Annotated in this window: 18 protein-coding genes; 6 read left to right on the top strand and 12 right to left on the bottom strand. The window is 34.8% G+C overall.

Annotated elements, in window-relative coordinates; genetic code table 11:
• Positions 1-165 precede the first annotated feature (165 nt).
• Complete coding sequence (locus tag ACFO3O_RS21470; protein ID WP_379982734.1) at positions 166-1,296, bottom strand: hypothetical protein; 1,131 nt, start codon at positions 1,294-1,296, stop codon at positions 166-168.
• Positions 1,297-2,085: 789 nt separating this feature from the next.
• Here ACFO3O_RS21470 and ACFO3O_RS21475 point away from each other — a divergent pair.
• The 3 genes from ACFO3O_RS21475 (at position 2,086) to ACFO3O_RS21485 (ending at position 5,285) form a co-directional block, all read left to right on the top strand.
• A complete protein-coding gene (locus ACFO3O_RS21475) occupies positions 2,086-3,501 on the top strand; it encodes an alpha/beta hydrolase family protein (RefSeq protein ID WP_379982736.1) in 1,416 nt (471 codons plus the stop codon).
• A 163-nt stretch (positions 3,502-3,664) separates the two neighbouring features.
• Positions 3,665-4,900: an ABC transporter permease gene (locus ACFO3O_RS21480; RefSeq protein ID WP_379982738.1), complete on the top strand. Its 1,236-nt coding sequence runs from the start codon at positions 3,665-3,667 to the stop codon at positions 4,898-4,900.
• Positions 4,901-4,970: 70 nt separating this feature from the next.
• Entirely contained in the window at positions 4,971-5,285 is a 315-nt protein-coding gene (locus tag ACFO3O_RS21485; RefSeq protein ID WP_379982740.1) for a hypothetical protein, read from the top strand.
• Positions 5,286-5,291: 6 nt separating this feature from the next.
• Here ACFO3O_RS21485 and ACFO3O_RS21490 read toward each other — a convergent pair whose 3' ends face one another.
• The 4 genes from ACFO3O_RS21490 to rpsF form a co-directional block, all read right to left on the bottom strand.
• The gene (locus tag ACFO3O_RS21490; RefSeq protein ID WP_379982742.1) at positions 5,292-5,771 is read right to left on the bottom strand and encodes a DUF6495 family protein; all 480 of its coding nucleotides are present in this window, start codon (positions 5,769-5,771) and stop codon (positions 5,292-5,294) included.
• A gap of 130 nt (positions 5,772-5,901) precedes the next feature.
• Positions 5,902-6,351 (bottom strand): 50S ribosomal protein L9, encoded by a 450-nt coding sequence (gene rplI / locus ACFO3O_RS21495; RefSeq protein ID WP_379982744.1) that lies wholly within the window; start codon positions 6,349-6,351, stop codon positions 5,902-5,904.
• Positions 6,352-6,364: 13 nt separating this feature from the next.
• Complete coding sequence (gene rpsR / locus ACFO3O_RS21500) at positions 6,365-6,664, bottom strand: 30S ribosomal protein S18 (RefSeq protein WP_299679900.1); 300 nt, start codon at positions 6,662-6,664, stop codon at positions 6,365-6,367.
• 2 nt (positions 6,665-6,666) lie between these two features.
• Positions 6,667-7,005, bottom strand: coding sequence for a 30S ribosomal protein S6 (gene rpsF, locus ACFO3O_RS21505; RefSeq protein ID WP_379982746.1), 339 nt, complete (start codon positions 7,003-7,005; stop codon positions 6,667-6,669).
• A 285-nt stretch (positions 7,006-7,290) separates the two neighbouring features.
• Between rpsF and ACFO3O_RS21510 the strand changes: the two genes are divergently transcribed.
• Positions 7,291-7,992, top strand: a complete 702-nt coding sequence (locus ACFO3O_RS21510) for a LytR/AlgR family response regulator transcription factor (RefSeq protein WP_089373490.1) — start codon at positions 7,291-7,293, stop codon at positions 7,990-7,992.
• Positions 7,993-8,140: 148 nt separating this feature from the next.
• On the opposite strand, the gene priA is transcribed toward ACFO3O_RS21510, so the two are convergent.
• The 7 genes from priA to nadC all read right to left on the bottom strand — a co-directional run bounded on the left by priA (position 8,141) and on the right by nadC (position 14,908).
• Positions 8,141-10,594, bottom strand: coding sequence for a replication restart helicase PriA (gene priA, locus ACFO3O_RS21515; protein WP_379982748.1), 2,454 nt, complete (start codon positions 10,592-10,594; stop codon positions 8,141-8,143).
• A 166-nt stretch (positions 10,595-10,760) separates the two neighbouring features.
• Entirely contained in the window at positions 10,761-11,303 is a 543-nt protein-coding gene (locus ACFO3O_RS21520) for a phage tail protein (RefSeq protein WP_379982750.1), read from the bottom strand.
• Between the two features lie 41 nt (positions 11,304-11,344).
• Positions 11,345-11,887: a phage tail protein gene (locus tag ACFO3O_RS21525; protein WP_379982752.1), complete on the bottom strand. Its 543-nt coding sequence runs from the start codon at positions 11,885-11,887 to the stop codon at positions 11,345-11,347.
• A gap of 148 nt (positions 11,888-12,035) precedes the next feature.
• Positions 12,036-12,476: a DUF2147 domain-containing protein gene (locus tag ACFO3O_RS21530; RefSeq protein ID WP_379982754.1), complete on the bottom strand. Its 441-nt coding sequence runs from the start codon at positions 12,474-12,476 to the stop codon at positions 12,036-12,038.
• 68 nt (positions 12,477-12,544) lie between these two features.
• Positions 12,545-13,108: a chalcone isomerase family protein gene (locus ACFO3O_RS21535; protein ID WP_379982756.1), complete on the bottom strand. Its 564-nt coding sequence runs from the start codon at positions 13,106-13,108 to the stop codon at positions 12,545-12,547.
• Positions 13,109-13,115: 7 nt separating this feature from the next.
• Positions 13,116-14,048 carry a YihY/virulence factor BrkB family protein gene (locus tag ACFO3O_RS21540; protein ID WP_379982758.1) on the bottom strand — a complete coding sequence of 311 codons (933 nt, stop codon included), beginning with the start codon at positions 14,046-14,048 and terminating at the stop codon, positions 13,116-13,118.
• Positions 14,048-14,908, bottom strand: coding sequence for a carboxylating nicotinate-nucleotide diphosphorylase (nadC, locus tag ACFO3O_RS21545; RefSeq protein ID WP_379982760.1), 861 nt, complete (start codon positions 14,906-14,908; stop codon positions 14,048-14,050). The genes ACFO3O_RS21540 and nadC overlap by 1 nt, the downstream gene beginning before the upstream one ends.
• A 348-nt stretch (positions 14,909-15,256) precedes the next feature.
• Here nadC and rlmH point away from each other — a divergent pair, with 348 nt between their 5' ends.
• Both rlmH and ACFO3O_RS21555 read left to right on the top strand, forming a co-directional pair.
• A complete protein-coding gene (gene rlmH / locus ACFO3O_RS21550; RefSeq protein ID WP_379982762.1) occupies positions 15,257-15,730 on the top strand; it encodes a 23S rRNA (pseudouridine(1915)-N(3))-methyltransferase RlmH in 474 nt (157 codons plus the stop codon).
• An 803-nt stretch (positions 15,731-16,533) separates the two neighbouring features.
• The gene (locus tag ACFO3O_RS21555; protein WP_379982764.1) at positions 16,534-17,013 is read left to right on the top strand and encodes a hypothetical protein; all 480 of its coding nucleotides are present in this window, start codon (positions 16,534-16,536) and stop codon (positions 17,011-17,013) included.
• Positions 17,014-17,358: the final 345 nt, after the last annotated feature.

The raw sequence follows: 17,358 nt of genomic DNA on the forward strand, positions 1-17,358 counted from the left end.
CTTTTAATGCCAAGATAAAAGCGTTTAGAGCACAATTCAGAGGTGTTAGAAATGTAGAATTCTTCCTTTTTAGATTATCTACTATTTTTGCATAATCCTAAAATCCCACAAGTTTTGGACTTGATCCTTTTTAACTCATTGTTAAATGTAAGTTATAAGAGACTTCTAATCACTACTTGATGCAATTCCTTCATTCTTTTTTATTAGTGGCAGTAAGTCTTCGTGTTGCTTGAAATTTGTTGTGATTAGGTCACTTATAAGCGTATAACTATTTGATGATTTAATGCAAGCTGATAGCGCATATTTTAAAATATTATCCTCATCACCTATTTGCAAGTACAACCTAATCATTGTTAGATCATAGGTATTAGAAATATCAAGACCACTTCTCTCTGCACGTTCTTTAATATCCTTGAGCATGTCAATAAAATCTTTAGCTTTTCCATCGTAGCCCTTCTCAAAATCGTACTCTTCTACTTGATCTGCAACATAATCGAAGGCTTTCTGAAGCTTTTGTTCCTTTACATCTTTTTGTGAAGGTAATTCTAACACATCCTCATACGTAAATTTATAAGACAACTCATTATTAAAATATCGCTTATAGATCCAAGTTCCTTCTTCTGGTTTTTGCATATCCCAACCTATATTTGTTCTAAAAAAGGTTTCATCTGCTCCAGCTTTGGGGAATATATTTATTGTAAGACGATCATCCTCTAAATTCAATTGTAGGGCATTATAGTACTTCTCTTTAGTTTCTGAACTTAAAAGACTTATAGATCCTACGGTTGCAGAAATAGCCATCACTTGATCCTTACCATTAAGGGCTATAAATGCAGGAGAGCCATCGTGTATAATACCCTTCACACTCAGCTCGCCTAATGTTTTGTCTCCATCATATTTCTGCCAACCACTAATTTCGTTAAAAGCCACTTCAATTTTTGTTTTTTTATTTTCTTTTGAAATTCGAAAGGCTGGATAGATCACAGTTCCATTAGAATAGTTTTTGAAAGTATGTATAGCTTTTTCGGTGCCCGTTTCGATAAATTGTTGATATTCTACGCCACTTCTTTTATCACCTATATACTCAGCATAACTAGTTAAGAGTCCTTTAGGATTGTAGATATAATTTATACCAAGGCCTAGTTTTTCTCCATTTTCATAATGACCAATAAAAACACCATTTTTTATTTCGGATCGAGATAATCCTACCTCGCAACCTCCATTTAAGCATTGAGAGTACGAGTTTGACATTGTACACAGCCAGATAGCCATGATACTTAGTAACTTTAATTTCATAATTTGATGATTTGGGGGTTTAATCAAATAATGCGATCACATTTCTGTAAATCAGTACGTTTGTATTACCGCAATTAAGTAAAAAAAAACGTATGTTCCAAATAGAATGTAGGCTTCTTGGCTACTTAGTATGTTTTGAACAGCTCTAGTCTCCTATATAAAATTCTGTAATTACTTGTTATTAGTACACTGAGATGGTTTTTGTCATTTTTAAAAAAATATTCTTTTTTTTGGTTCTACAGCGTTTAAAATTGTTTTATAAAGAAATGTGATTGAATATTTGTAATATATTACTTACAAACCAAGTGCTTAAAATTTATTTCTATAGATTATAGGTTACATTTGTAATTTCATAATTTACCTTTTTTTATTTGTACAAAAAATGCTACCCTAGAAGAAATTAAACTTTGGGATTATACCAGTTATTAATTGAATTTACTGGAAAAGAAAACGATGATTTTTTTCTTTATATGAGAAAGAAAACTAAAGCATAGCCTAAGCTAAGGTTTCTTTTTTCTTGTGAAATAGAAAGGAAAAAAGGGTGTTTTATTACAGTAAATTCAATTGGTAAATGGTATTATTTAAAAGAACGCATTATTTCTATTCTAAATACAATCATAAAACATCACTCTCTTTAGGATCGGGAGAATTGATTTTTGACTTGATTGTATTAAAATGTTTCTTTTCAAGAAATGAATATTATTCAGTACTCAGAATAATTTTGGTACTTCTCGTAACTTTTTTACAAGTCAATAGTCTTATCACAAACAACTATCAAAAGACATACAGATGAAAAGAATACTACTTGTTGTTTTATTGGGGCTGATCAGCCATTTTAATTTTGCTCAAAATCCAACTGGAGATTGGTACGGAAACTTAGAGGTACAACCAGGTGTTATCCTCCCGTTGGTTTTTCATATCTCTGAAGCAGAGGGTATTTATAGTGGAACATTAGATAGTCCAGATCAAAAAGCATTTGATATTCCTATCACAAATGTCACGTATACAGATACAAATCTGAGTATTGCTATCACCGATATGAGGCTTACCTATGAAGGCGTAGTACGAAGTAATGCACTTATAGAAGGTACTTTTAAACAAAGTGGTCTCACTATCCCATTACAACTCACACGTGAAGCAGTCGCTATAGAAGCACCTAATAGACCTCAAGAACCTCAAGCACCTTTTCCATACACCGTACAAGAAATTACCTTTGATAATAAAGAAGCCAATGCTACTTTTTCTGGAACGATTACTCTCCCTAAAGTTGTTTTTAAGGGCAAAAAGAAACTCCCTGCTGTTATTTTAATTTCTGGGTCAGGACCTCAAGATCGTAATGAAGAATTGCTTGGTCACAAACCTTTTTTGGTCATTGCAGACTATCTAACTCGAAATGGCATTGCCGTATTACGTTATGATGATCGAGGAACTGCAGCATCAACAGGAGAATTTACAGGAGCCACAAGCGCCGATTTTGCTACAGATGCACAAGCTGCTTTTGATTTTCTAAAAACACATCCCGATATAGATGCATCAAAAATAGGGTTTGCAGGTCATAGCGAAGGTGGATTAATCGCGCCTATGGTTGCAGCAACCAATAAAGAAGTAGCCTTTATAGCACTGCTTGCAGGGGTTGGCCAACCAGGCGATGAGTTACTCATGGACCAAGGGTATTTAATAGGAAAAGCACAAGGTTTTGATGATGAGATGCTCCGTAAAAATCGTATTGCTCAAGAGATGATGTTTACTACTGTCAAAGAACACTATGGAGACACTGAAAAAATAAAAGAGAAGCTTACCATCTATTTAGAGAATGCATTAGAACAAAATCCTGAAATGATCCCTGAAGGTTCTTCTAAGGAAGCAATGATAAAACGAGAAATAAATACACTAACCTCCGATTGGTTTCAGTATTTAATTATTACGGATCCGCGACCGACTTTAGAAAAAGTTACCTGTCCTGTTCTAGCGATCAATGGATCATTAGATCTACAAGTTCCTTCACAAAAGAATCTCACTAATATTGAAGAATCTGTTAAAAAAGGTGGAAATACAGATGTCACTACTGTAGAATTCCCTAATTTGAACCATCTATTCCAAACTACCACCACTGGTAGTCCTTCTGAATATGCAATTTTGGAAGAAACGTTTTCTCCAGATGCTTTAAAAGTTCTGAGTGAATGGATAATAGAAAAGACTAAATAAAAGACATCAAGTCCTATGGCAAGATTTGTTACAAAAAAATAATTCAAAGGACGAGGTATTAAACTATAGATCCTGCTGAAAAAGTGGGATTAGTTCAACTAGCTATTTTGAATTAGTCTCTTGGACTTTTCAAAATGACGTTTCACTAATAAAACAACACACTATGTTTTCATTGTTTAGAGAAAATCTTAGAATTGCATCTGACAGTATTAAAAGCCAACTGCTCAGAACAATCTTAACAGTCCTTATCATTGCCATAGGTATTACGGCGCTTGTAGGTATCCTTACATTTCTGAAAGCTTTTGAGAACACCCTTACCAGTGATTTTGCGTCTATAGGAAGTAATACAATCACCATACAACGTTATGAGTTTACCAATCAACGTAGAGGAGAACGTAAGATCATTAATCCTGTGATTGGATATCGGGATGTGAAAGAGTTTACTGAAACCTTCTCCTATCCTACTGCAAAAACAGCTATTTCATTTACGGGTACGCGCAACGCAGAGGTAAAATATGAAAATGAAAAAACAGACCCAGAGGTTCAGGTTCTTGGTGTTAATGAAAATTTCCTGCAAAACTCAGGTCTTAAATTAGATAAAGGACGCAATTTCACCCCTTTTGATATCAGTAACAATACCCGTGTATGCGTACTAGGAAGTGATTTTTATAAAAATCTTTTTAAAGATGACAATCCTATTGGAAAGACCATTAGTATCCGGGGTACAAAATTTAATGTAATTGCTATTCTTGAAGAGAAAGGAGCCACTTTTGGAAACAATCAAGATTTAAGGGTCCTTATTCCCATTCAAGTAGCACGTACCATGTTTACCCAACCTAACATTAATTATAATGTAAGTATTATGGTAGATAACCCTGAATATTTAGATAGTGCTGAAGAAGAAGCAATCCTTACTTTTAGAAATATTCGTAAGCTATCACCCGTCCAACCTAATAATTTTGGAATGGGTCGTAGTGATGACCTTGTGAATCAAATCGCAGAAATTACTGGGTATTTAGGAGTCGCGGCATGGGCTATTAGCCTTATTACCATTTTTGGATCTTGTATTGCTTTAGTCAATATTATGCTGGTATCTGTCACAGAACGTACCAGAGAAATAGGTGTTAGAAAGGCATTGGGCGCTAAAAAATCTACGATCGCTTTTCAATTTTTATACGAAGCAATTATTGTTGGACAATACGGTGGCTTATTGGGTATTATATTGGGTGTTGGAATAGGTTTCCTTATTGCTAAAGTATCAGGTTTTGTATTCACTATTCCATGGAGTGCAATTATTGCTGCAACAACAATCACGTTTTTTATAGCGATTGTATCAGGCCTATTTCCTGCACTTAAGGCAGCTAAGCTTGATCCTATTGAGTCGTTGAGGTATGAATAGCACGTTTAAAAGCATACCATTTTTAATAATACTATGTATAATAATAAGTTGTACTTCTCCAAAAGAAGACATGGGACTCATAGGGATATGGGAAACCTATGAAGATGATGGTCACAATAAGATAGTTGTTACTTTTTATAAAGATTCTGTAATTACAGAACTTTATGGTGGTGTGCATCACACAAATTCTAACTGGACCGTAGATAGTTCAAAAATATATTTTACTAATATCAAGCTATTAGATACTATACTTTCTGATGTTACGTATAAGTATACTCTAAATAACACAAAAGATACTTTGAGCCTAAATTTTCCTCAAAAAAGTAAAAGAGTTACTGTTTTATTCAACAAGGCAACTACAAATATATTTTTCGATAAAGATTAAAAATCTCTACTCCTTAATATCTACAAAACGAGAAAACCAAGTATACAAATCACCTTTTGTAATTACGGCGCCTTCTTGGATTAATTTGAATTTGTCTAAGTTAGGTGTATCACTATATTCTTTACTTGCACTCATAAAAACTACAGCATCATCACCCAAGTTTTGTTGCAACCATTGATACCCCTCTTTTGTTGTAATATCAATACCCTCCTTGTTCACCTTTACAGCTATAAGTGTCATTTTATCTTCTCTAAGATTGAAAAGATGCATTTGATTGGGAGAGATATGCTCTAGATAGGCTGCTTTGGCTAATACATTTTCCCAAACAAGATCTGAAAAAATATCTATTTCTTCTTCAGCAACATGAGGTTTCGTGCTTTTGATTTCTTGCCATTCGTCTGCAGTTATGGACTGAGTAGCTAAAAAATTAATGAACTCTTGATGCAGTTCTTCCAGTTGTTCTTTGGTAAGTCGAGCGTATTGCATGCTATACTTTTTAGTTCTGAGTACGCTTTCGCGAAAGCGTATTATTTGTTTTAATAATAAGTGTCACTTATGTTTATAAAAAAACCGCTTTCATTAGCTGAAAGCGGTTTTTAAAAGTATGTATTCTCAATTATGCTTCAGCAATTACGTCAAAAGCAAATGGTACAACAACATCTCTATGAAAACGGATAGATGCCTCATAGCTACCTAAGCGTTTGATGTTATTTCCAGGAATAGTGATAAATTTCTTCTCAATAGTAACACCGGCTTTTTCTAATGCTGCTGCAAGATCTGCGTTGTTTACTGATCCAAAAAGCTTATCTCCATCTCCAGTTTTAGATGTGATTTTCACTTCTAAATCTTTTAATTTATTAGCTTCTTTTTGAGCATCATCAATCACTTTTTGCTCTTTGTGTGCTTTCTGCTTTAAGTTCTCTGCAAGTACTTTTCTAGCAGATGGCGTAGCAAGCACTGCTGCTCCTTGAGGTATTAAGTAATTTCTTCCGAAACCATTCTTTACGGTTACGATATCGTCTGCAAATCCTAGATTCTCAACGTCTCTTTTTAATATAAGTTCCATGAATGTCTAGTTTTTATTTATATAAGTCAGTCACGTAAGGCATAAGTGCCAAGTGGCGTGCACGCTTTACAGCAACACTTACTTTACGTTGGTATTTTAATGAAGTCCCTGTAAGACGACGTGGCAACAATTTACCTTGCTCGTTTACAAAAGACAATAACCAATCTGCGTCTTTGTAATCAACGTACTTAATACCTGATTTTTTAAAACGACAGTATTTTTTTGCCTTGTTTGTTTCAATGTTCAAAGGCGTAAGATATCTGATATCTCCGTCTTTTTTTCCTTTTGCTTGTTGTTCGATAGAAGATGCCATAGTTACGCTTGTTTTTTGTTTCTAGCTACTCTTTTTTCAGCCCAAGCAATTGCATGCTTGTCTAACTTTACAGTAAGATAACGCATGACACGCTCATCTCTACGGAAGGTAAGCTCGTATTCAGAGATTGCCTCTCCTGGTACGGTAAATTCGAATAAGTGATAAAAACCACTTTTTTTGTTTTGGATAGCATAGGCAAGCTTTTTAAGCCCCCAATCCTCTTTGTTAACCATCTTAGCACCCTTGCTCTTAAGAAAATCTTCGTACTTCTTAACTGTTTCCTTTATCTGTTCATCAGATAAAACGGGATTCAAGATGAAAACAGTTTCATAATGATTCATATAGAATGATATTTAATTTAAAATGTGTGCAAAAATAATTATAGTTATTGGTTTGACAAAGTTTAAATGGATAAATATATCTATAAAACCGCCATAACTTAAAACTAGGTATAAACAAAAGCATAAAAAATTAAAATACAATTACTTATACATCAATTATTAACGGGATCACAAATTAACGAATTCGATAAAAAACATAAAAATCCGATGAAATTCACATTTTAATTGGTGTTTCCTTTTTTTTTAAGTATTATTGTAACTCTTAACCTATTTAAATTAAACACTGTGGAAGGAGTAATTCTAGATTGCGCAGTTGTAGACGACTCAAGCCTGCAGCGCCTTGCGATTGTAAAGATGATCAGTGATCATCCAAATTTACGACTCGTAGCCGAATACAATAATGCCATAGAGACAAAAAATGGTTTACTTGAAACGAAGGTAGATCTCATTTTTCTTGATATTGAGATGCCTATCCTGTCTGGATTTGATCTATTGGATGATCTAATCCACAAGCCTCAAATTATATTTGTTACTGGTAAAACGAAATATGCATACAAAGCATTCAATTATAATGCCATTGACTACTTACGCAAGCCTATCACCAAAGATAGATTCACAAATGCCGTTTACAAAGCCATCAGTTTATACAAACTTAAGACAGAGGGTGCTGTAGATGATGATGATTATATCTTTGTAAAAAGTAATTTAAAAAAGAAAAAAGTAATGCTCAATGAGCTTAAATACATTACTGCGTTAGGTGATTATGTAAAGCTTGTTACTGTGCACGATCCTATTGTAGTGCTTGCCACCATGAAGTCTTTCGTAGCACAATTACCTCCAGAACGTTTTATGCGTATCCATAAATCGTATATCATTAATATTGATAAGGTAGATAAATACAACAGTAGAAACATCGAGATTGATGGAGAAAAAATCCCATTAAGTCGTCATAAGAAAACAGAATTAATTGAAGCCCTATCTGCTTAGATTGATTCTCAATTACAACAACCGAAAAAATCCGTTCAAAAGAACGGATTTTTTTATGCTATTTGATTTTAAGAATACTTGTAAATATTTTTCTGTATACGCTTTCGCGAAAGCGCATAAAACAACATTCCCCTCAAAAGTAAAAACATTAATAACAATCTACATCGACAATAAGACGCACACTTCTGTATTGCGGGATGGCTTTAAAACTGGTCTGAACTCTATTCATAAGTCTTTTTGTTTGTGATAAATTTTGTTTCCGATGGATTTTAATAAGCACATTACGCCTATATTGATTACGTATACGTGCTACAGGGGGTGTTTCTGGCCCTAACACAGCATCTGTACCCAAGACTTGCCGTAACGCTTTTGCTACCCAGATACTCGCCTCTTCTATCTTTTGATAATCTCTATGTTTTAAAGTCACACGAATCAATCTGTAAAAAGGTGGATATTTAAAATTATGTCGCTCGTCGAGTTGCTCCTCATACATCGCTTCAAATTTATTTGCAGAGACCTGCTGTAAAATCTGATGATATGGATTGTAGGTTTGCACTAATACTTTTCCTTGCTTTTCGGTCCGACCCGCTCTTCCTGAAACCTGAGCAATTAATTGATAACTACGCTCATGTGCCCTAAAATCTGGAAAATTAAGCATACTATCTGCATTCAAAATACCTACTAAGGTCACATTTCTAAAGTCAAGCCCTTTAGTAAGCATTTGTGTACCTACCAAAATATCAATCTCTTCTTGTTCAAAAGCGGTGATTATTTTTTCAAATCCATATTTCCCTCTTGTCGTATCAGAATCCATACGAGCAATGGCTTGTTCTGGATACAGCTCTTTAAGCTCTGCTTCTATTTGTTCAGTCCCGAATCCTTTGGTTGTTAACTCTGCGCTTCCACATGCCATACATTTTAATTGCATGGCAATGTGATGCCCACAATAATGACATCGCAACTGATTCCTATATTTATGGTACGTAAGACTCACATCGCAATTAGGACATTGTGGTGCATGCCCACACGTTTTACACTCTAATACTGGAGAAAACCCTCTTCGATTCTGAAATAAGATCACTTGTTCTCCTAAGGCTAGTGCATCTGTAATCGCTCTTAATAGGACATCACTAAAATGCCCTGTCATTTCTCTTTTACGTTGTTTTTCTTTAATGTCTACCAGATTGATTTCTGGCATCAAAATATCACCGTGCCTGTGTCCTAGGTATACGTGTCCATATTTTCCTTGTTTGGCATTATATACCGTTTCTATACTAGGCGTCGCTGATCCTAGCACTACTTTTGCATTAAACATATGCCCCAACACAATAGCAGTATCTCGTGCATGATACCGTGGCGCTGGATCGTACTGTTTAAAACTACTTTCATGTTCCTCATCTACAATAATAAATGCTAGATCATAAAAAGGAAGCAACATCGCACTACGTGCACCAATAATAATTTGAGCCTTTAGTGCATTGTGAAGCACATTATTCCATACCTCTACACGCTCATGCACAGAATATTTAGAATGAAAAACAACTACTTTTTCTCCAAAATAATTCTGCAATCGACTAATTAACTGAGTTGTTAATGCAATTTCAGGCAATAGGTATAAGATTTGTTTTCCTGTATGGAGTAATTCTTCAATTAAGGAGACGTATATCTCTGTTTTTCCAGAAGCGGTCACCCCGTGAAGTAGGCATACATTGTGTGTTTCAAAACTTTCTTTGATTTGATTGAGTGCTGTTTCTTGATGCGTATTCAACGTTTTGGTTACTTGTACTTCACCTTGAAATTCTACACGATCTTTTCTTTTTTGATAGGTTTCAAACACCCCTTTTTCAATAAGGGATTTCAGTTGCGAAGAGGAAGCATTTGCGGCTTTTTGCAATGCTATTGTGGTGATGGGTTTATGGGTTTTCGCTTTAAGCGAAAAAAAAGAAAGTAAGAGTTCGCGTTGTTTTGGAGCTCTTGACAAGGAATCTAGTAACGCATTAAAAGTGACCTCTTCGTTATAAGCAGCATGCAACTGAACAAAAGTGACAAGTTTAGGCTTGTATTGCTCATACACCTCTTCGTGCACAGATACGGCACCCTTTTCTAATAGTTTTTTTACCGTAGGCAATACGTTGCGTTTGCCTAAAATATCCATGACTTCTTGTATTTTGATTACAGGTTGATGCTGTAATGCCTCATACACCAAAAACTCATCATCTTGTAAATCCTCATCTTGGAGTTGCACACTAGGTTCTAGACTAATAATAGTCTCACTCTCCAATAAAAAAGCACTAGGAAGCGCTGCTCTCATCACCTCTCCTTCTGTACACATATAATAGGAAGCAATCCAAGACCATAATTCAAATTGCTTCTGAGTGACTATAGGCGTTTCATCAAGAATATGCTCTATGTCTTTTGCTTCATAAATTGTAGGAGGATCAGAGTGTATTCTTTTGACAAGTGCAGCATAGACCTTTGACTTCCCAAAAGGAACAGCTACTCGCATTCCAGGCAGCAAGAATCCTGCTTCGGCTTCTGTAATACTATAGGTAAAAGTATTTTCTACAGGGATAGGAAGTATAACGTCTATAAAGTATAGCATCTAAAAACAATATATCAACGAAAATACAAAGTATGCAAGACCATCTCAACCTATCCGTAAGAGATTTATAAACAAAGTAAGAGATATTACTAAAAAAAGGAGCGACCTAATGGTCGCTCCTTATATCTTTATTCAATCTATATTGATTGAAGAATAAATATAACTATTAGTTTCTACTTGGAAATACTCCTTGTAATGCGATAATGTAATTTACAGCTAAAAAAGGCTGTAAATTATTATAAGGTCTCTGTCCTCCTGTATTTGCAACAGTTGTAACTGTTGTCGCAGCAGCATCATTTAGTTTATTACCCCCTGAAGTCGAACTGAATATGTCTAAGCCTCCACCAATAAAATTTCCGTCTGGATCATCTTCTCCTGCAGAATCACTTACATGAATATCTGTTGTTGCAGTAGCAGAATGCGTATGGTTTGGTAGTTCATTAATCGTAAGAGTTATATCTTCTCTCCCTCCTCTTTGTCCTAAACGATACGTACTCAAACCTGGACCAGTCCCTGGATGAACAGCAACCCTACCTCGTAAATCAGGTAACGCAAATGTTGTTCTGCCATCACCACCGTATGTAGTTCCTAATATTGAAAATAATGCTGAGTATTGGCTTATTGGTAATAATTGACCGTCGCAATATGCCCAAGCTCTTGGCGCAAAATTTCCTGCGAATAATTTGATTTCTCCTAAAAATGGATCCATAATATATTGTGTTATTTAATATTGTTAGTAATTGTTTAATGTTAGTTTCTAGAAGGATACACTCCAAACAAAGCGATAATGTAGTTAGTAGCCAAAAAGGGTTTATTTATGTTAAAAGACTGACTATTACCCGTTGACGCTAATACAGTCGAAGTTGTCGCTGCACCACCTGCTAACTTATTCCCACCTGATGTAGCACTGTAAATATCCAAACCTCCACCAAGGAAGTTTCCGTCTGGGTCATCTTCTCCAGCTGAGTCACTTACATGCATATCTGCATTACTTGCTGCAAAGTGGCCATGAAAAGGCATTTCATTTTGAGTTAAGGTAACTTGCTCTCTACCCCCTCTTTCCCCTAGAGTGTATGAAGATAAGCCTGGTCCGTGACCTGGATGCACAGCTGCTCTTCCACGCAAATCTGGTAGTGCAAAAGTAGTTCTCCCATCTCCCCCATAGGTCGTGCCTAAGATAGAAAACAAGGCTGTATTTGAAGATATAGCCAGCAACTGCCCATCACAGAACGCCCATTGCCTTGGTGCAAAATTACCTCCAAACATAACGATTTCACCAATAAATGGATTCATAATTGTTTGTGTTTTAGTGTTAGTTAATAAATAAGAGTATCATTTTATATAGTTCACAAAATGACATCTTTCAAATCTAAAAATTCTGACCAAGAAAAAACCCCGTATTTTTACGGGGTTTTAAAATCAAATACTTTTATTACTAGTACTATTTTACACGTATCCACTGCTGAGTTCTATAAAAAAAAAGAATATACCCTCTAAGATTCAGAATATCAGGTTTGTCAGGATCTACCCATATTTTAGAGCGATACACCTCTCCATTTCCTGGATCTGTGATGGTACCACCTTGATATTTTCCATTTTTAAAAGATAAGTTTTTTATAAACTCCATACCAATGACAGGCTTATCTTTATCTTCGCCTTCACAAAGATCACATATATTATTACGACTAGACTCTCGAGTAATCTGAATGACTTTCCCATAAACTTTACCATCTCGTTCATAAATCTCCACAGTGGCTTTGTGTTCTCCTGTACGGTCATCTACAGTAGTCCAAATCCCAAAAACATCATTAGATTGAGAATGAGATTGAAAAACACAAAATAAAATAAAAACACCTATAAAAATCACCTTCCTTTTTATCATACCTATTATCTATAACAAAAGTACAGCGGACAAATGCCCGCTGTACTTGTATCATTAATTAAATGTTTTTAGTCAATTCCTAACATTCCTTCTTTAAGATCTTCATCTGCTGGATCTTCTCCTAACCAGATTGCAAAAAGTGCTTTTTTAAAATCCATTCCTTCAATCACTCCTATTTTGGTTCCGTTTTTATAAACTACAGATCCTACTCCTTTAATATAGGCGATATCAAATACATTTGTTTTTACAATCTTTTCGCTAAAAAAGCTTTTAAACTTTTCTATTCGATCTGCCAACGGACCAATATTATCATTTGTGGCAGCTTCAAATCCTTCGTCTACAGCATCAGTCATTTTGCTACTAGAAACAAGTTTAGATACGATATCTAATTTCATGACCATAGTTTCATCTGCATTTATAATACTTTTTGCATCACTACTTTTAGATTGAAGATATAATCCTCCTGCATAGAGATCAAATACTACTTTTTCTCTCATTCCTGCTCCATTAAGCACAAGGTCTATGCCTTCAATAGTCATTTGATTTGGGAGTGTTGCATCTCCTACCTGTGTTTGCGCATTTGCAAATCCTACACTAAAAATTGCCACTAAGGCTAACATTACATTTTTCATAATTAAATTATTGAGGGTTTTGATTCATTTTTAATTTTTGTAAAGCTGCATTCAATTCAAAACCTAGTAATAGTAGGTTTGAATTCAGCCAAATATATAACATCATTATTAAAAGAGCACCTATAGAGCCATACAACTCATTATAATTGGAGAAATTATCGATGTAAATACCAAAAAGATAAGTCGTCAACATAAAAAGTACTGTTGTCATGAGGGCTCCTGGTGAGAAAAACTTACTTCTCCTCCCATGTTTGGTCCCAAAATAATAGAGAGTTGCCACTGCTGTGTAAATCATACTGACAAAAAACAAATAACTTCCAATAGAGAGCAAAAAAACATCTGTGCGATCACTTACCATCTCTCTGTCTCTTAACATATGCAATACATATTCAAAATATATTAATACCGTGATGGTTGTAACCAACAACAATGCCAAAACAATAGCGACTCCCAAAGCAACAGAATACTGCCTAAAAAAACCTCGGTTGATATGCACATTAAAAGAGCCTTCAAAACCACTAAATATCGCATTAATCCCGTTTGTCATCAAGATCAAGGCAAATATAGCCCCAAAAGACAATAACCCTGTTCGTGGGTTTTGTGAGATATCTGCAAAAACTGGTTCAAAAAACAGTAATGACTGTCTTGGAATCAAGTCGTAGATGAACCCCATAAATTTATCCTGAAAACCAGGTACTGGAACAATAGGAATAAGATTTAATAAAAAAAGTAACGCTGGAAATAATGCCATAAAGAAACTATAAGCAATAGATCCTGCCCGAGAAGACAATGTCCCTCTCACAATACCAATGGCATACGTCTCAATAAGATTAAACAAAGTCATTCCACCAAATCCTGGCAAATGTATTTTGTTGAGTATATCAACAAAGCTCCTATAAAGCTTAAAACGTTCTAATCGCTCTCCTAGTGTTTTTGACATCACACAGCTTTCAAACTTAAATCTAGATTATACACAGAGTGTGTCAACGCTCCACTAGAAATATAATCCACACCACACAATGCATATTCTCGTATGGTCTCCTCATTAATACCTCCTGATGATTCTGTAAGACACAAATTTCCAATACGTCGTACAGCCTCTCTGGTATCTTCGTAATTAAAATTATCTATAAGAATGCGATATACATCTTGATGACTTTGTAAAATTTCATCAATCTCTTCTAGAGTACGCGCTTCCACAATTATCTTCAAATCACGTTTAGTCTCTTTAAGATACGCTACTGTTTTCCGGATAGCTTGTGTGATCCCTCCTGCAAAATCAATATGATTATCTTTTAACATAATCATGTCATAAAGCGCAAATCGATGATTTTCCCCTCCTCCAATTTTTACCGCCCATTTTTCCAATGCCCGAATCCCTGGCGTTGTTTTACGCGTATCTAATATTTGTGTTTTAGTTCCCTCGAGCAGATTCACAAAAAAAGCAGTTTTGGTGGCAATCGCACTCATACGCTGCATAGCATTCAGTACCAGACGTTCAGCTTTTAATATCGATTGTGAAGGTCCAGAAACATAAAAAGCAATGTCGCCATGTTGCACGCGACTCCCATCTGGGATACGTTCTTCTATTTGGAGTAAAGGATCTACGTAGGCAAATACCGCTTTCGCGAAAGCGACCCCAGCAAGAATCCCCCTGTCTTTAACTAACAACTTAGCCTTTCCCATAGCGGAAGCTGGTATACATGCCAGCGAACTGTGATCACCATCACCTACATCTTCACGTATAGCATTTGCAATAATACCTTCTATCTCTTTATCAAATTGTGCTTGAGAAATCATATAATACTTAGTTTATGTAAAAATAAGCAAAGCCCTACAAATAACGAATAATGAAATACGAAATCAAAGTTGAAGTTGCTAGATGTTGGGTGTGGGAAGTGGGAAGTGGGAAGCTTTTTTGCGGTTTAATTTTTCACAATCTACTGCAAACTGACTACTGAATACTTTTTTTTGTGATTTGCAATTTCGATCTAAGGCAATTGAGTGATTTGATTTCGCCGAAAGGCAGAAAATAAATAGCTTTGCGCTAAGTTTACCGAAGTATACCCAAATCCCATCTTTTGAAATTGGGGATTGGTTTTTTTGACATTTGATTTTTTGGGATTTGAGATTTCGTATTTTTGAAACATGAACATCAAACTACTTTGCATAGGAAAAACAGATGACAAACGGTTACTGGCGCTTGTTGAAGAATATAGCAAACGCCTGAATCATTATATCAAATTTTCTATAGAGGTGATCCCTGACATAAAAAATGTTAAAAACCTGAGCGAAGCACAACAAAAAGAAAAGGAAGGAGCACTTATTTTATCTAAAGTAGGATCACAAGACCATTTAATTTTACTAGATGAGAACGGAAAAGAAATGAATAGTGTTGGATTTTCTCAATACCTACAGAAAAAAATGAATGGTGGTTATAAAACACTCGTTCTTGTGATAGGAGGCCCTTATGGTTTTTCTGAAACCGTTTACAAAGCCTCTCAAGGCAAAATAGCATTGTCAAAAATGACCTTTAGTCATCAGATGGTGCGATTATTTATCACTGAACAACTCTATCGAGGTTTCACGATCCTAAAAGGTGAACCGTATCACCATAGATAATCTACAACTATTTAATTTTCATAATAATTTTACAACTCGGTATTCGGGGTGGTTGTTTCTAAAAAATGTAGTTTTTGATACATTTTTTTAGAAACTTTCCGTTACCGAAATTATTTTAAAATGTAATTTTCCGTACATTTTTCCATAAACTTTCCGTTACCGAAATTATTTTAAAATATAATTTTCCGTACATTTTTCCATAAACTTTCCGTTACCTAAAATTTCTAAAAGGCGAGCCTTATTATTATCGATAGCTTTATGGAATTAATGGCCTTTTAAATCGAATTTCAAATAGGAAGTCCTTTTTATTAGTTACGAATACGGTAGGATTTATAAAATCGTAGGACAACTAGATGTGAAGACAATAACCAAAAGGGAACTTATTACTCTCTAAAATGCAAAGCTAATGAGAAATAACACCACAAAAACAGCAATAATAAAAAGTCGAAGCGAGGAAAAATAGTGGCGAATGTTCATAATAATATAGGTGTAGTTTTACTATGGGATAAATCTAACGCGATTTTGTCAGATTTTTACACGTAATTTTACGGGAAAACCACAGGTGCGCTAAAAGGCTTTCAAGTTAAAAACCAAATAAGCTAAAAGTCTATAAAAAACAGCTACACTCTAACTTGATACGCTTTACACTGCAACTATGTATATACAGGTATTCCTAAAAAGAGTAGATTAGACGCGTTATAAAAAAGAGCACCCCGTAAAATTACCTGTTTTTAAAAAAAATATTTTTTAATCAGCCAATTTTAGCGAACTTGGAGACTTATTAACCAAAAACCTCTAAACTTATGAGTACCAAAACAATTTCCTTCGAAGATGCTGTAGCAGATACTGATTTATGGCAGAAACTCAATGCTGACCACGCAAAAGCCTTTTTAATTCCTACAAGTGATCTTCTATCGGCGCTTGCAGAAATGGATATTATAACTATAGATCCTACAACAGGAAACATTACAGGGAACACCTCTGCCTCTAACAATCAGGAAGTACGTGCTTATATGGGTATAGACACTTTAATTTATAATAATTATGGCAACGGAAAAGATCCTGTAAAATTCAAAGAAAATGGATATGGTGAAAAGCTATTAATTGTAGGTACGATGGCAGATCCCTCTAAAGCTGATTCAGATATCGATGTGATGTATGACGAAAAGACAAGAACAACGTATCCTCCAGGAGCTAGATTTAACATTAATGGAAGTGGGATTTATGATTTTACGAGACCGTGCCCAAGAGATTGTGACCCAAACAGCCCATTAAATCATTAATCATATTCCTAAACAGGATACCATAGAATATGACACTTACAATTAATGACTTTTTGGGACATTTATCTGCTCTTTTATTAATTGTAAACCTCATATTATATACAAAAAGCCATAGGCATTTTAAACATCTTATGGCTTTTAATGTGATTTATATCTACGTCATTATTAGTATTTCTTTGTCAAATATTACCAACATAATGGCTGATTATAAGATCAACAACTTATACTTATCACATTTTTATTTTATATTTCAATTTATATTACTCACGATATTCTATACTATTTTATTTAAAAATAATATTCAACGGCGACTCATACAGGTTTTATTTGTTTCAGTATTAGTGA

The sequence above is a fragment of the Dokdonia ponticola genome (genome assembly GCF_042653865.1).
Lineage (GTDB): Bacteria > Bacteroidota > Bacteroidia > Flavobacteriales > Flavobacteriaceae > Dokdonia > Dokdonia ponticola.

Bases quoted from the DNA above. Each gene is read 5' to 3' on its own strand.
- ACFO3O_RS21470 (WP_379982734.1), bottom strand. From the start codon at position 1,296: ATGAAATTAAAGTTACTAAGTATCATGGCTATCTGGCTGTGTACAATG.
- ACFO3O_RS21475 (WP_379982736.1), top strand. From the start codon at position 2,086: ATGAAAAGAATACTACTTGTTGTTTTATTGGGGCTGATCAGCCATTTT.
- ACFO3O_RS21480 (WP_379982738.1), top strand. From the start codon at position 3,665: ATGTTTTCATTGTTTAGAGAAAATCTTAGAATTGCATCTGACAGTATT.
- ACFO3O_RS21485 (WP_379982740.1), top strand. From the start codon at position 4,971: ATGGGACTCATAGGGATATGGGAAACCTATGAAGATGATGGTCACAAT.
- ACFO3O_RS21490 (WP_379982742.1), bottom strand. From the start codon at position 5,771: ATGCAATACGCTCGACTTACCAAAGAACAACTGGAAGAACTGCATCAA.
- rplI (WP_379982744.1), bottom strand. From the start codon at position 6,351: ATGGAACTTATATTAAAAAGAGACGTTGAGAATCTAGGATTTGCAGAC.
- rpsR (WP_299679900.1), bottom strand. From the start codon at position 6,664: ATGGCATCTTCTATCGAACAACAAGCAAAAGGAAAAAAAGACGGAGAT.
- rpsF (WP_379982746.1), bottom strand. From the start codon at position 7,005: ATGAATCATTATGAAACTGTTTTCATCTTGAATCCCGTTTTATCTGAT.
- priA (WP_379982748.1), bottom strand. From the start codon at position 10,594: ATGCTATACTTTATAGACGTTATACTTCCTATCCCTGTAGAAAATACT.
- ACFO3O_RS21520 (WP_379982750.1), bottom strand. From the start codon at position 11,303: ATGGATCCATTTTTAGGAGAAATCAAATTATTCGCAGGAAATTTTGCG.
- ACFO3O_RS21525 (WP_379982752.1), bottom strand. From the start codon at position 11,887: ATGAATCCATTTATTGGTGAAATCGTTATGTTTGGAGGTAATTTTGCA.
- ACFO3O_RS21530 (WP_379982754.1), bottom strand. From the start codon at position 12,476: ATGATAAAAAGGAAGGTGATTTTTATAGGTGTTTTTATTTTATTTTGT.
- ACFO3O_RS21535 (WP_379982756.1), bottom strand. From the start codon at position 13,108: ATGAAAAATGTAATGTTAGCCTTAGTGGCAATTTTTAGTGTAGGATTT.
- ACFO3O_RS21540 (WP_379982758.1), bottom strand. From the start codon at position 14,048: ATGTCAAAAACACTAGGAGAGCGATTAGAACGTTTTAAGCTTTATAGG.
- nadC (WP_379982760.1), bottom strand. From the start codon at position 14,908: ATGATTTCTCAAGCACAATTTGATAAAGAGATAGAAGGTATTATTGCA.
- rlmH (WP_379982762.1), top strand. From the start codon at position 15,257: ATGAACATCAAACTACTTTGCATAGGAAAAACAGATGACAAACGGTTA.
- ACFO3O_RS21555 (WP_379982764.1), top strand. From the start codon at position 16,534: ATGAGTACCAAAACAATTTCCTTCGAAGATGCTGTAGCAGATACTGAT.